11 protein-coding genes are annotated in these 14,370 nt (G+C 64.5%); 5 read left to right on the top strand and 6 right to left on the bottom strand.

The annotated features are described in order from the left end of the window. Positions 1-2 precede the first annotated feature (2 nt). Positions 3-872 (bottom strand): branched-chain amino acid ABC transporter permease, encoded by an 870-nt coding sequence (locus AB7Z56_RS14165; RefSeq protein WP_354141803.1) that lies wholly within the window; start codon positions 870-872, stop codon positions 3-5. Between the two features lie 134 nt (positions 873-1,006). Further along, entirely contained in the window at positions 1,007-2,197 is a 1,191-nt protein-coding gene (locus AB7Z56_RS14160) for an ABC transporter substrate-binding protein (RefSeq protein ID WP_354141802.1), read from the bottom strand. 519 nt (positions 2,198-2,716) lie between these two features. On the opposite strand from AB7Z56_RS14160, the gene AB7Z56_RS14155 reads away from it, so the two are divergent. Then, a complete protein-coding gene (locus AB7Z56_RS14155; RefSeq protein WP_014493877.1) occupies positions 2,717-3,001 on the top strand; it encodes a hypothetical protein in 285 nt (94 codons plus the stop codon). A gap of 73 nt (positions 3,002-3,074) precedes the next feature. Here the strand turns inward: AB7Z56_RS14155 and purU are convergent, their stop codons facing one another. After that, the gene (gene purU, locus AB7Z56_RS14150; RefSeq protein WP_028152006.1) at positions 3,075-3,938 is read right to left on the bottom strand and encodes a formyltetrahydrofolate deformylase; all 864 of its coding nucleotides are present in this window, start codon (positions 3,936-3,938) and stop codon (positions 3,075-3,077) included. Positions 3,939-4,080: 142 nt separating this feature from the next. Here purU and AB7Z56_RS14145 point away from each other — a divergent pair, with 142 nt between their 5' ends. After that, positions 4,081-4,920 (top strand): uroporphyrinogen-III synthase, encoded by an 840-nt coding sequence (locus AB7Z56_RS14145; protein WP_063982178.1) that lies wholly within the window; start codon positions 4,081-4,083, stop codon positions 4,918-4,920. Between the two features lie 14 nt (positions 4,921-4,934). Here AB7Z56_RS14145 and AB7Z56_RS14140 read toward each other — a convergent pair whose 3' ends face one another. Continuing rightward, entirely contained in the window at positions 4,935-5,615 is a 681-nt protein-coding gene (locus tag AB7Z56_RS14140; protein WP_354141801.1) for a redoxin family protein, read from the bottom strand. A gap of 21 nt (positions 5,616-5,636) precedes the next feature. Next, complete coding sequence (locus AB7Z56_RS14135; protein WP_441256346.1) at positions 5,637-8,957, bottom strand: adenylate/guanylate cyclase domain-containing protein; 3,321 nt, start codon at positions 8,955-8,957, stop codon at positions 5,637-5,639. 290 nt (positions 8,958-9,247) lie between these two features. Here AB7Z56_RS14135 and AB7Z56_RS14130 point away from each other — a divergent pair, with 290 nt between their 5' ends. After that, entirely contained in the window at positions 9,248-10,510 is a 1,263-nt protein-coding gene (locus tag AB7Z56_RS14130; RefSeq protein ID WP_063982175.1) for an MFS transporter, read from the top strand. Here AB7Z56_RS14130 and AB7Z56_RS14125 read toward each other — a convergent pair. Next, positions 10,507-11,181 (bottom strand): Crp/Fnr family transcriptional regulator, encoded by a 675-nt coding sequence (locus AB7Z56_RS14125; RefSeq protein WP_354124070.1) that lies wholly within the window; start codon positions 11,179-11,181, stop codon positions 10,507-10,509. The genes AB7Z56_RS14130 and AB7Z56_RS14125 overlap by 4 nt on opposite strands. Positions 11,182-11,518: 337 nt before the next feature. Here AB7Z56_RS14125 and AB7Z56_RS14120 point away from each other — a divergent pair, with 337 nt between their 5' ends. Continuing rightward, complete coding sequence (locus AB7Z56_RS14120; RefSeq protein WP_441256345.1) at positions 11,519-12,340, top strand: ABC transporter ATP-binding protein; 822 nt, start codon at positions 11,519-11,521, stop codon at positions 12,338-12,340. Continuing rightward, positions 12,337-14,268, top strand: coding sequence for a long-chain fatty acid--CoA ligase (locus tag AB7Z56_RS14115; RefSeq protein ID WP_354141800.1), 1,932 nt, complete (start codon positions 12,337-12,339; stop codon positions 14,266-14,268). Before AB7Z56_RS14120 ends, AB7Z56_RS14115 begins: the two co-directional genes overlap by 4 nt. Positions 14,269-14,370 lie beyond the last annotated feature (102 nt).

Genomic DNA, 14,370 nt, shown 5'->3' with positions numbered 1-14,370 from the left:
CCTCAACGCGCGGCCGTGCGGCCGAACAGGCCGTTCGGGCGCCAGATCAGGATCACGATCATCATGGTGTAGATCACGAAGGGGCCCATCTTCGGCACGTAATATTTGCCGGCGACGTCGCCGATGCCGAGCAGGAGCGAGGCCAGGAATGGACCGGTGATCGAGGACGAGCCGCCGACCGTGACCACGATCAGGAAGTAGATCATGAACTTCAGCGGGAAATACGGATCGAGGCCGAGGATCTCGGCGCTCAGTGCACCACCGAGACCGGCGAGCCCGCAGCCGAAAGCAAAGGTGAAGGCGAACACCTGCGGCACGTTGATGCCGAGGCCGCTCGCGGCACGGGGATCATCGACCGCGGCGCGCAGCCGGCTGCCGAAACGGGTCTTGGCCAGCACCATCTGGAGACCAATGGTGAGCAGGCCGCAGATCACGATGATCATCAACCGGTAGCGGCCGATGCCGACGCCGAACACGTCGAACTGGCCCTGGAGCGCAGCCGGCAAATTGATGAACACCCGCGACGAGCCCTGGATGTAATCGACGGCCGCGACCGACATGAACGTCAGACCGATCGTGAACAGCACCTGGTCGAGATGGCTGCGCGCATAGAGACGGCGGTAGAGCGTTCGTTCGAGCACGATGCCGATGGCTGCTGCGGAGACAAAGGCGAGCGGCAGCGCGGCGAAGAACGGCCAGCCCATCCGGTTGACCAGGACCATGCAGACATAGCCGCCGGCCATGGCGAAGGCACCGTGGGCGAGGTTGACGAAGTTCATCAGGCCGAGCGTGACCGCAAGCCCGCAAGCGAGCACGAACAGCAGCATGCCGTAGGCAACGCCATCGAACAGGTTGGTGAGGATAGAGGTCATCGGAAGCGGGTGAACCCTAGTAATCACTCGTCATTCCGGGGCAGCGCGCAGCGCTGAACCCGGAATCCATTTCCATCACGTCGAGATCCCCGATGCGCGCTAAGCGCGCTCGGGGATGACGCGCTTTTCGCGCGTCACTTCTTGGTCTTGCCGAGATCCTTGACGGCTTCGAAGGTCGCGAACTCGACATTGTAGAGCTCGCCGTCGACCTTCTCGACCTTGCGGATGTAGATGTTCTGCACGATGTCGCGGGTCTCGGGGTCGATCGAGATCGGGCCGCGCGGGCTTTCCCACTTCTGGCCCTTCATGGCTTCGACCAGCTTGGTGCCGTCGGTGTCGCCATTGGTCTGCTTAAGCGCCTCGTAGATGAGGTGGATGCCGTCATAGCCGCTCACGGCCATGAAGCCCGGACGGTTGCCGTAGGCCTTCTTGTAGGCCGCGACGAAATCCTTGTTCATCTGCGAGGGATGCGCCGCGGAATACAGATGCGCGGTGACCGTGCCGAGCACGGCGTCGCCCATGTTGTTGAGCAGGTCGTCGTCGGTGACGTCGCCCGGTCCGATCACCTTGATGCCGGCCTTGTCGAGGCCACGCTCGGCATACTGCTTCATGAAGTTGCCGCCCTGGCCGGCCGGCACGAACACGAAGATCGCGTCGGGCTTGGCGTCCTTCATGCGCTGGAGGAACGGCGCGAAATCGGGATTGGCGAGCGGCGTCTTCACCTCTTCGACCACCTCACCGCCGCCGGCGGTGAAATTCTGCTTGAAGAAGTTCAGCGCGTCGTTGCCCGGCGCGTAGTCGGAGGTGAGCGTCGCCACCTTCTTGATGCCGTTCTTCACCGCCCAGTCGGCGATGATGGTCGAGGACTGCGCCAGCGTGAAGCTGGTGCGCACGATGTAGGGCGAGCGCTCGGTGATGATGGAGGTGCCGGCCGCCATCACGACTTCCGGGATCTTGGCCTGGGTTGCGAGCGGCGCGGCCGCGAGCGCGGCTGGCGTCACGCCGAAGCCGGCGATGAAATTGACCTTGTCGTTGACGATCAGCTCCTGCGCGGCCGTCTTGGTCTTGTCCGGAATCGCGGCGTCGTCCTTGAGGATGATCTCGATCTTCTTGCCGGCGACGGTGTCGCCCTTCTGCTGCATGTAAAGCTTGATCGCGTTCTCGATCTGCTTGCCGGTCGAGGCCTGACCGCCGGTCATCGGCAGGATCAGGCCGACCTTGACGGTGTCCTCGGCCTTGGCGGGCACGATGGCCGCGAGGCCGGCGATGGCGGCCGCTGCTGCGGTCCAAGAGACCTTATAAGAAAACGTCTTCCGTTCGAACATCAGATGTCCCTCCCCTTCATTCCTGACCTCTTGTGCGCCGGACCGAGTGCCCGGTCCTTGGCTCAACCTTAGCTCACGCACGCGCGATGTCGCGCCACATGGCGTCTTTCGCGCCCTTATTGTCAATCGGACGTTTGGCGACCATTCGGCGCAAGCCACGCGTCCCGATTGCCGACGACGGGAGCGATGCCGTGGTTACGTCGGGGTAACCCGAGCATCCCCATCCTGGTCGCTCCTATTTGTACGATTGTACAAATAAAATGGACCTGTCAACGAAAAAGCCCCGCCGCCGACCAAGCCAGTTTGTCGCGCGCCCCTTGGACAGTCTAGAAAGCAGCCGGCCGCGTGGATGGAGGATTTCGTCTTTCTTTTGCAGAATTCGGACACCGGCGAGGCTTCGGTTCACCGCAAATCGGTATTTAATTACCTACCTCGAATAAGTCTATTTTACCTTGTTGAAGACTACTCTTCCCGCGCCAGCCTAACCCGGCGTCCAACACGACTGAATTCGCGCGCACAATGCTCAAGCCTTTCCGCTCCGTCCTCACCCTCGTTGCGCTCGCCGCGGGGCTGTCCGGCTGCGGCACCGTCAACGAAAAGCTCTCCGCCGGTATGGGCGACTACGTCCCGCAATGGGCCGGCGGCCTGCCGGCCGACGCACCGCCGCGGCCCGGCACGCCGCAATACGACGCCTACATGAAAGAGCGCGAACGCAAGCGGCTGCTGCCGGCGGCGGATCGCGAGAAGGAAGAGCAGGCGCAGAAGGGCGCGACGGGGTCCACGTCGGGCGGCGCGGTGCGCTAGGGGAGCGAATGGCGAATAGGGAGTGGCGAATATCGCCACCCTCTCCATTCGCTACTCGCCACTCCACTATTCGCTAGTCCATGAACACCACGGTCTTGCGGCCGTTGAGGATGACGCGGTCGTCGAGGTGGTAGCGGATCGCGCGGGCCAGCACGCGCCGCTCGATATCGCGGCCCTTGCGGACGAGATCCTCCGGCGTGTCGCGGTGGCTGATGCGCTCGACGTCCTGATCGACGATCGGACCTTCGTCGAGATCGCGCGTGACGTAATGGGCGGTCGCTCCGATCAGCTTGACGCCGCGCTCGTGGGCCTGGTGATAGGGCTTTGCGCCCTTGAAGCCCGGCAGGAACGAGTGGTGGATGTTGATGCAGCGGCCGGAAAGCTTGGCGGAAAGATCATCCGACAGGATCTGCATGTAGCGCGCGAGCACGACGAGATCGGTGCCGGTCTCGGCGACGAGATCGAGGATCTGCGCCTCCTGCTCGCGCTTGGTCTCCTTGGTGACAGGCAGATGGTGGAACGGGATGCCGCCAAAATCGAGCCCGGCATAGACCTCGCGCGGATGGTTGGAGACGATTGCGGTCGGGACCATCGGCAGCTCGCCGGTGCGCCAGCGATAGAGGATGTCGACCAGGCAATGGTCGGACTTCGACACCAGCAGCATTACCTTGCGATGCGCGGCACGGTCGCGCATCTGCCACTCCATGCCGAAACGCTCCGCGATCGCGGCAAAGCCGGTCTGGAGCGCCGACAGCTCCACGGCGAGATCGGCCGCGGTGAACACCACGCGCATGAAGAACTTCTTGGTCTCGACGTCGTCGAACTGCTGGGCATCGAGAATGTTCTGTCCGTTGTGGGCCAGAAAGGTCGACACCGCCGAGACGATGCCGGGACGATCCGGACAGGACAGGGTCAGGACATATTGATGATCGGGCATGGCTCTTGATGAAGGTTTGGGCAGCGACTGCGGAACGACCCGCGATTTGCGCCCTGCTCTATCACCGACCCCGCCCTTGCGCCAATCCCGACAGCGGAGTCAGGATGAATGGACCATTGCAATTTACCGCCGGAGCACACCCATGGCCGACCGCTTGAACGGCTACCGCATCCTGATCCTGGAGACGCGCGAGGAGGCGCAGTTTTCAAAGCTTCTGGCGGAGCAAGGTGCCGATGTCGTGCAGTGCCCGATGTTCACCATTCACGACGCGCCCGATCCCGCCCCGGTCGAGGCCTGGATCCGCCGCGCCATCGACCAGCCCCTTGACGACCTCGTGCTGATGACGGGCGAAGGCCTGCGGCGGATCATGAAGCTGGCGCGGAGCCGTGGTCTCGACCAGGCCCTGGTCGCAGCCCTCGCCAAATCGCGAAAATTCACCCGCGGCCCGAAGCCCGGCAGGGCGTTGCGCGAGATCTCCCTCGATGCGCAGCAGACCACGGAGAAGCCGACCACCGAAGGCGTGATCGAAATGCTGGGCAGGCTTGATCTGAAGGGGCGACGCGTCGGCCTTCAGCTTTATCCGGACAAGGACCACAGCGTCCTGACCGGCGCGCTTGCCGTGCAAGGCGCCGATGTCGATACCGTGCTGCCTTATGCCTACGATTCCAAGGCAGCGGATGCCAACATCGTCGCCGCCATCGACGACATGGCCGAGGGGCGGATCGATTCCATCGCGCTGACCAATCTTGGCCAGGTCCGCCGCCTCGTGGAAGCCGCGAAGGCACATGGCAGTGAGGCGAAGTTGCGCGCAGGGTTGGAGCGGACGCTGATTGCGTCGGTGGGTCCTGCAGTGTCGGGAGAGCTCGCCGCGCATGGCCTGCGCACGGACATCGCACCGGCGGAAGACCACTATTTCATGCGCCCGCTGATCTCGGCGATGGCGGCAGCGCTCGCCGAGAAACGGCCGAAGGTGGCGGGTTAATCACCAGCCGATGCCTAGCTCGCCACCTGCGATGCGGCCGACATCAACTCCTGCGGGCTCGGAGCCCCGAACATGCGGTGGCCGCCTTCAGGAACCTCGGTAAAGGTCCAGCGCACGATCCCCTCGCGATCGAGCAGGAACTGGCCGAACAGCTGGCCCTGGCCGGTTGCCGCCATGCGCTGATCGGCCTCCATCATCTCGTAGCCGTCCTTGTTGTTGAGGTACTCGGAAGCCGCCAACCGATTCATCGGCCCCGACGTTTCGCCGGGCACATCCACCTGCATCCTCTTGACGACGTCCATACCCACCTTGCGCGGCCACTCGGTTTCGTTCTCCGTAAACTCGATAGTGGGCAGGCCGAACGCACGGTGCGAGACCCGCTCGGGGTCGGACGCGGCGAGCAGATTGGGCAAGGGATGATAGCGGAAGTAGAGCCGCGCGCGTTCGATGGGCGTATTCACGACCGTGAGACTTTCGACGCCCTTGTCGCGCAGGGCTGCGTCAAGTTGCGCCTGTGCCGCGATATGGCGCCGACAGAACGGGCAGTGCAGCCCGCGAAACAAGCCGATCAGTATTGGACTGTGCCCGCGAAAATCCTGGAGCGAGATCGTCCCATCCCGTGTGATCGCGTCCAGCACGACGTTTGGCGCGCGATCGCCCGGTTGAAGCGGTCCATCGACATGAAGTTCTGACATGGTTGAACTCCTTCATATGACCTAGTCAAGAAATGGCAGCACGATCAGCCCGGCAGGATCGAGCCCGTGGCGAGCGCAGACATCATGGGCCAGCGCGAAATATCGGTCGGCCTCGGGCATGTCGCCTCGATCAAGGCTCAGCGTGGCAAGACCATCATAGCATGGAAAGAGCTGCTGCGGTTCGCCGGTTTCGTTCGCCACCTCGATAGCCTCATTGTAGCAGAGGGCGGCCAGATCGGGGCGGAAATGGCATTGATGGATTTGCCCGAGCACGATCAGCGGCACGGAGAGATGCTCGCGCTGATCGAGCGCACGGTCGATTTCGATCGCCTTCTCGGCAGCCGGTACCCCTTCCTCGGTACATCTGTCCGTGAACGTGCAACAGGCAACGGCAAAATTGGCGAGAAGACGCGCCTGGAAGCCGAGATCCCCGATCCGACGCGCGACATCGAGTCCACACCGGCAGACCTCCACGGCTTTCGCCGGGTCGACGATCGTGTAGAGCACACCGAGATTGGTGTAGCCGCGGCAGGCTACGTTGAGAAGGCCGGCGGTTTCGGCGGCTGCAACACTTTGCTCCACCTCGCGCACCGCCTCCTCGTGTCGTCCAAGCCGCGCTAGCGCAACCCCCTTGGTGTTGAGGGCCTCCGCAATCGCGCGTGCCGCCTCGAGACCGGCCTGCTCGTCCGCGTCCGCCGGTACGGACCGCGCATAGCCGAGCGCCTCGTCTGCCCATCTTGCGGCGGCGACATGATCGCCGGTCCGAAACGCGAGACGGCCGCGCTCCTGCAGGAGATGCGCCCACTCGATGGGCGCGTCGGTCCCTCCAAGCAGGTTGGCCGCCTCGGCGTAATGCGCCTCTGCCTTGATCCGCTTGCCGGCGTCCCACAGCAATCGGCCAAGCTTGCGAAGAATTCGCGCTTCGCCGATCCGGTCCTGGATGGCGCGGTGCCCCTCCAACGCGCTCTGATAGTGCTCCTCGGCCGTGTTCCGGCGGCCAGCCGCGCCACAAAGGTCCGCAATCCGCTCGTACAGGACCAGACGTTCCGGCTCCCGTTCGACGCCGGTCAACAGCACGGCGAGGGCCTGTTGGTAGAGACGGATGGCATCGTCGTTGGCATAGCTGGCGCGTGCGCGATCGCCGGCTGCGCGCAGATAGCGCGCGCCTTTCGGCTTGCTCGCGCTCAGACTGAAGTGATGTCCGAGCAGAATGATATCTTCGAGGCGCTCGGGCTCGGTGCCATAGAGCCTCTCGAGCGCCCCGCCGATCCGTCCATGGAGCTCGATCCGGCGCTGCAGAAGCAGGTTTTGATAGATCACGTCCTGAAGCATGGTTTGCGTGAAGCGATACGTCCGCAGCGAAATCGAGTTCGCGCCCGCGATCTCCTCGATGATCTCCGCGTCGCACAGAAGCTCGAGCCCTGCTTCAACCCTTGCCGGCTCGGTTGCCGCCGCACCGAGAGCAGCCGCATCAAAACGCGGGCCGATCACCGCAGCCTCCTGTGCCAGGCGGCGCACCTGATGCGGCAACCGGTCGAGACGCGCCAGCAACAGCGCCTGAATGCTTGCCGGGATATCGGCGGCGGCTTCATCCGACTTCATCCGCCACTGCGCGCCGTCGCGCTCCAGTGTGCCGGCCTCGATGAGGCCGCGTATGATCTCCTCGAGGAAAAGCGGATTGCCGCCGGCGCGATCGAGGATTCGACCGAACAGAGCTCCCGGCGGTTCACGCCAACCGTGACCGAAATAGGCCGCGAGCAGCCTTTGGCCGTCGGCGTCGCCAAGCGGGGGCAGCCGAAGGGTAGTGTGACTGATCCTGCTCGAACCGAACTGGTCCAGTTCGAGCATCGGCCGATGCGTAAACAGCAGCATCAGCCGCGTCCGCTCCAACCGATCCATCAGGAACCGCAACGCTTCAAGCGACACCGCGTCGGCCCAATGCAGATCCTCGACGATGATCAGCAGTGGCGACAGTGCCAGGCGGCGTTCGAAGACGGTGCGAATCGCGAAGAATATCTGCCGGCGGAGCTGTTCGGGCTCGACATGTCTCAGCGCGGCGTTGGGGTCGCCGAGGCCGAGGACGTGCAGATAGAGGGGCATCAGGCGGTCCGCCTCGTCGGTCGCGAGGCCAAGCTCCGACAGCGCTTCCGCGACCTTCGCCTCCGCCTCTGCGGCGCCCACCTTCTGCGCAATGCCATAGGCGCTGCGCAGCACGGCGGCGAGAGTGCCGTAGGATTGTTCGCCCAGCGGCGAGCACGCCGCGTGCCGGATCGCCACGCCGGCGAATCGATCCTGGTCGCGGATGCGCGCGACGAACTCGCTGACCAGGCGCGTTTTCCCGATGCCGGCTTCACCGACCAGCCGCACCAGTTGGGCCGCGCCGCCGCACGCGCGATCAAGGCTGCCGATCAGGCGCGCAAGCTCGGCGTCGCGCCCGATCAACGGCGCATTGAGGCCCAGCGTGTCGAGACCGCGCGCCGCACGGGGCGTGTCGAGCGGCTCCTTCAGACGGTGGACCAGCACGCTGCCCATCTTGCCCTTGAGCGAGACCTCGCCAAGCGAGTCATAGGAGAACGCATGCCGCGTCAGACGGTGGGTCAACGGCCCGACCAGCACCTCGCCCGGAGCCGCCATCGACTGTAGCCGCTGGGCGGTATTCACCGTGTCGCCGGTCACCGAATAGGATTTGGAAACACCCGCACCGAGCCCGCCCGCGACGACGTGCCCGGTGTTGATGCCGACATGGAGCAGCAGCGGTGAACCGGCATACGCCTTCGCGCGTTCGCTGAGGCGCGCCGTCCGGCCGATCATGTCGAGGGCAGCGCGCACCGCCCGCTCCGGGTCGTCCTCGTGCGCCGCCGGCGCGCCAAACAGAGCCAGCAGCGCATCGCCGATGAATTTGTCCACGAAGCCGCCAAAGCTTTGCACCGCGGCCGTCAGCTCCTCGAACAATTCGTTTTGAAGCGTCTGCATGACCTCGGGGTCGAGCCGCTCGCTCATCGCAGTGAAGCCGCTGAGGTCGGCAAACAGCACGGTGATGGTGCGGCGGTTCGCCTCGCTGTCGATCTTGTCCGACGGAGCTCGAAATGCGGCTTGAGCCTCCTCCGCCGGCACGAGCGGCGGCGAGGAGGACCGGATCGGAAGCGTCGTCGGGCTCGTCCGCGCCGATGCCTGCCCGCCTGTGGGGACCTCAGCGACGAAGGCACCGCATTTCGGGCAATAGGCGAAATCCGGCGCGCATGGAAACCCGCAGCCTGGGCACGCGTTCGGCTGCTTCGTGCCGCACTTCGGGCAGAAGGCAAAGCCGCTCTGGACCTCTAAACCACAGCAAGAGCAGTTCATGGGTCAGGACCTCGCGGAAGCCGCGATGGCGCGAGCTCCTGGACCTGCCGGATGGGCCCAGGAACCTGGCAAGCATGGGCTCGTCGCACGGGAAGAGCAAGCGGCGGTTGGTCAGCCTCTCCGTATCGGCCGGGCGACGAAGCGATGCTGTGGGCGCACTGGCGCACCGCAAATCGTCGGCAAGCATGGCGGCATGCGGTAGCGCCAATTGACAGGGGCATGGCCGGGGCTACCCTGCCAACAGAAGAACAAAAACAAGGGGGAATCGCCGTGAAACCCGTCATCGCATCTTGAGCACATCCGCACGACCTTCCGCACTCGCGCCATTCCGCATCCGCAACTATCGCTTCCAGTGGCCGTCCGATCTGCTCACCTCGTGGGCGTTCGAAGTGGAGACGCTGGTGCTCGGCTGGTACATCATGGTCGAGACAGGCTCGGTGCTGCTGCTCACCGTGCTTGCGTCGCTGCAGTTCGTCGGGACCCTGGTCGCGCCGGTGCTCGGCATGATCGGCGACCGGATCGGGCATCGCGATCTCCTGGTCGTGATGCGCCTTGCCTATACGGCGCTCTCGTCGACCATCATGGTTCTGGCGCTGACCGGTCATTTGTCGCCGCTGAGCGTGATGATCATCGTCGCGCTCATGGGCCTGATCCGCCCCTCCGATCTCGGCGTTCGCGGCGCGCTGCTTGCCGAGATCATGCCGGCCGAGCAACTGGTGGGCGCCATCAGCGTTGCGCGCACGACCCAGGACAGCGCCCGCATCGCCGGAGCGCTGACCGGCGCAGGTCTGTTCGCCGTCCTCGGCATCGGCCTCGTTTATGTGGCGATCGCCTGTCTGTATCTCGCGGCCGCACTTCTCATGCTCTGCCTGACCCGGCCGAAAAGGACCGTCACGACGAGCGATCTTCCGGCGAACAGCCACGCGGTCTCGCGATTGCTGGGCGACCTCAAGGAAGGGATCGTCTATGCCTGGAACGGCCCGGGAATGCGCGCGGCGCTGTGCGTCGCCTTCCTGGCCAATCTCACCGCATTTCCCTTCACCGGCGGACTATTGCCCTACATCGCGCGGGACATCTTTCATACCGACCAGACCGGCCTCGGCTATCTCTCGGCGAGCTTCGCCGTGGGCTCGCTGATCGGCTCCATCACGCTCAGCCTGGTCAGCGGACTGCGCATTGCCCGGCTTCTCATCGGCGCGACGCTGGCCTGGTACGCCATGCTGCTGGTGTTCGTCGAGATCAGGACCATGCCGGTGGCGATGGCCTGCCTCGTTCTCGCCGGCATCGCCCAGAGCATGTCGATGATCTCAGCTGCCGTGATCCTGATGCGGACGGCGAGCGCACACCTGCGCGGCCGCGTGATGGGCGTCCGCATGATGGTGATCTACGGCCTGCCGCTCGGATTGCTCGCGGCCGGTAGCCTGATCGACATCATCGGCTATTCCGCGACGGGCTCGCTCTACGCCGCCGCAGGCTTCATCGCGATGCTGGCGATCGCGATCCGCTGGCGCGCCGACCTCTGGCCGGTCCACGCTCCCGCAAACGCGCGCTAGTCCCCGTAGCCGCGCAGCCGCTCGACATCCAAAATGGTGACGCCGCCATATTCGAGCCGCAGCAGCCCCTCCTTCTCCAGCCGGTTCAGCGCGCGGTTGGCGTTCTGCCGTGACATGCCCGAGAGCGCCCCGATCTCCTCCTGGGTGATTTCCAGATGCGCGGTCGACTCGGGATAGAGGATCGGATTGAACAGCGAGGCGATGCTGCGCGCGAGGCGTGCGGTGGCATCCAGCGTGCGGTTGACCTCGAGCATGCCGATGAACTGGCCGAGCCGCTCGTTGAGCTGGCGCACCAGGAAGCGGTTGAAGCCGACGCTGTTCTCGAACAGCCACATGAAGGCGCTGCGTTCCATCAGCGCGACGCGGCTGTCGCGCAGCGCGACCACGTCGTAGCGGCGCGGCTCGTTCTTGAGCACGCTGCCCTCGCCGAACCAGGCCCCGGCCGTCAGCCCCGCAAGGCTCGTCTCCTTGCCGTCGCGCGAGACCCCGCCCATCCGTGCCAGGCCGCTCACCATGCCCGCCCAATAGCTGAACGTATCGCCGCGCATGAACACGGTCTCACCGGTGCGGTAGAACCGTTCCGTGATCCCGGTGCGGGCGACCTCGATCTCCGCGTCCGTGAGCTCGCGCGACCAGGCGGCGACCCGCTTCAGTTGATCCTCTGAAATCATGATGCCGAAGCCAGCCGCACCGTTCGCCACCCAATCTCTCTGCTGCACTGCAACACGATCGCTTCGACCACCATCCGACGAAAGATGAAGGCCACTCCCGCCTGAAAAAACTTTGTCGCAGAATTGTCAGGCGGGAGACATTTCAAAATAGCGCTTTCCCCTATTGAGGACCACCTTGGGCGATGCGGCTTTTGATCCCGATCGGGAGCAAGAGTGGCGCGGCGCCGGTCGAGACCAATAGCTGCATGGCCTCACCGGCACGGCCGTACTAGGATCGCCCGACAGGAACGGACGAAGAGCGCCGCTGAATGCGCCATCACCGGGAGGGATTTGTTTGGTGGCTACCAGTCTCGAAGTGCGCGGCGTGTCCTTGCGATTCGGCGGCGTCCGTGCGCTGACCAATGTCAGCTTTGCAATCAATGACGGCGAGCTGTTCTCGATCATCGGCCCCAACGGCGCCGGCAAGACCTCGATCGTGAATTGTATTTCCGGCCGCTACAAGCCGACCGAGGGCCAGCTGTTCTACCGGGGCCGCGACATCACAGGGCTGACGCCGAACGCGCGCCCCACGCTCGGCATCGGCCGCACCTTCCAGAATCTGGCCCTGTTCCACCACATGAGCGTGCTCGACAACATCATGGTCGGGCGCCATCACCTCCTGAACAACAATTTCCTCACGGGATCGCTGTACTGGCTCACCGGCGCGCGCAAGGAAGAACTCGAGCACCGCCGCAAGGTCGAGGAGATCATCGACTTCCTCGATCTCCAGTCGGTGCGAAAGGCGCAAGCCGGCACCCTCTCCTACGGCCTGCGCAAACGCGTCGAGCTCGCCCGTGCCATGGCGCTGGAACCGCGCCTCATTCTCCTCGACGAGCCGATGGCCGGCATGAACTTCGAGGAGAAGGAGGACATGGCGCGCTACATCGTCGACCTCAACGAGGAGTTCGGGATGACGGTGGTGATGATCGAGCACGACATGGGCGTGGTGATGGACATCTCCCACCGCGTCATGGTGCTCGATTTCGGCCGCAAGATCGCCGAGGGCGATCCGGCCGCCGTGCTCGCCGATCCCCACGTCAGGCGCGCCTATCTCGGCGAGGAGGACGAGGTGCTGGTCGATCCGGACGATGCTCCGCCAGCGCAGGAGAGTGCGGCATGATGGATTACGCGGGCCGCGTCGCGCAGGCCGACACCTATCCGAAGATGCTGCGGCTCAATGCCAGGGAGCACGGCAAGGAGATCGCGTTGCGCGAAAAGGATCTCGGGCTCTGGCGCGTCTTCACCTGGAATGACTACCACACCCGCGTACGCGACTTCGCGCTCGGCCTCATCGAATTGGGCCTGGGGCGCGAGGACGTCATCGGCATCATCGGCGACAACCGGCCGGACTGGGTCGCGGCGGAAGTGGCGACCCACGCCATCGGTGGATTGAGCCTTGGGCTTTATCGCGACGTGCTGGACGAGGAAGCCTCCTACCTCCTCAACTATGGCGAGGCGCAGGTCGTTTTCGCCGAGGACGAAGAGCAGGTCGACAAGCTGCTCGCGCTTGCCGAGCGTGTGCCGCGGCTGAAGCACATCATCTATTCCGATCCGCGCGGCATGCGGAAATACGACGATCCCCGACTGATGTCGGCGGAAGCGTTCGCCGAACTCGGCCGCGGCCGCGCCACGCGTGAGCCGGAGCTCTACGATCGCCTCGTCGATGCCACCAAGGGCGAGGATGTCGCGATTCTCTGCACCACGTCGGGCACCACCTCGCACCCGAAGCTCGCCATGCTCGCCGCCGGCCGCGTGCTCGGCCATTGCGCGACCTATCTCGCCTTCGATCCGAAGGGGCCGGACGACGAATACGTCTCCGTGCTGCCGCTACCGTGGATCATGGAGCAGGTCTACGTGCTTGGCAAAGGCCTCTTGTGCCGGATGAAGATCAACTTCGTCGAAGAGCCTGATACGATGATGAACGATCTGCGCGAAATCGCGCCGACGTTCGTGCTGTTTGCGCCGCGCGTCTGGGAATCCATCGCCGCCGACGTCCGCGCCAAGGTGATGGACGCAACGCCTTTCAAGCAGCGCCTGTTCGACATCGGCATGAAGAGCGGCCTCGCCGCGCTCGCAGACGGCAAACGTTCGAGCTTTGCCGACGCAATCCTGTTCCGCGCGCTCCGCGACCGCCTCGGCTTTACCCGCCTGCGTTCAGCCGCGACCGGCGGCGCGGCACTCGGCCCTGATACCTTCAAGTTCTTCCAGGCCATGGGCGTGCCGCTGCGCACGCTCTACGGCCAGACGGAAATGTTAGGGGCCTACACGCTGCATCCCGAGGGCAAGGTCGACCCTGACACGACAGGCGTGCCGATGGCCGACAGCGTCGAGATCCGCATCGACAATGCCGACGTCCACGGCGTCGGCGAGATCGTGGTGCGGCATCCCAACATGTTCCTCGGCTATTACAAGAACCCCGAGGCGAGCGTCGCCGACATCAAGGACGGCTGGATGCTGTCCGGTGACGCCGGCTACTTCAACGATAACAAGCAGCTCGTCGTCATCGACCGCATCAAGGACCTGGCCGAGACCTCGCGCGGCGAGCGCTTCTCGCCCCAATTCATCGAGAACAAGCTGAAGTTCTCGCCCTATATCGCGGAGGCCGTGGTGCTAGGGGCCGGCCGCGACGCGCTCGCGGCGATGATCTGCATCCGTTACTCCATCATCTCGAAATGGGCGGAGAAGAGCCGGCTCTCGTTCACGACCTACAGTGACCTAGCTTCACGGCCGGAGGTCTACGCGCTGCTCAAGAAGGAAGTCGAGACCGTCAACGCCACATTGCCACCGGCGCAACGCATCTCGCGTTTCCTGCTGCTTTACAAGGAGCTGGACGCCGACGACGGCGAGCTCACCCGCACCCGAAAGGTGCGCCGCAGCGTCATCAACGAGAAATACGAAGGCATCATCAACGCGATCTACCGCGGCGATGCCGACATCCCCGTCGACACCGTGATCCGCTTCCAGGACGGCACCACGCAACGCGTGCGAACGACGCTGCGCGTGGTGGATCTGGGCGGACATGGGCATATGGCGGAGGCCGCGGAGTGAGCCTGCTTCGAACCGATACCGCGCTGCCAGCCGATGCGCCCTCTCCCCTTGTGGGAGAGGGCATCTCCGCCGCTTGCCACACCCTCACTCGGGTGAGGGGTC

Origin of the sequence: Bradyrhizobium sp. 482_C4_N1_8 (genome assembly GCF_052075965.1) — a bacterium.
GTDB lineage: Bacteria > Pseudomonadota > Alphaproteobacteria > Rhizobiales > Xanthobacteraceae > Bradyrhizobium > Bradyrhizobium barranii.
Note: the sequence above shows the minus strand (reverse complement) of the source record. Positions and strands in the feature narration are given on the sequence as shown.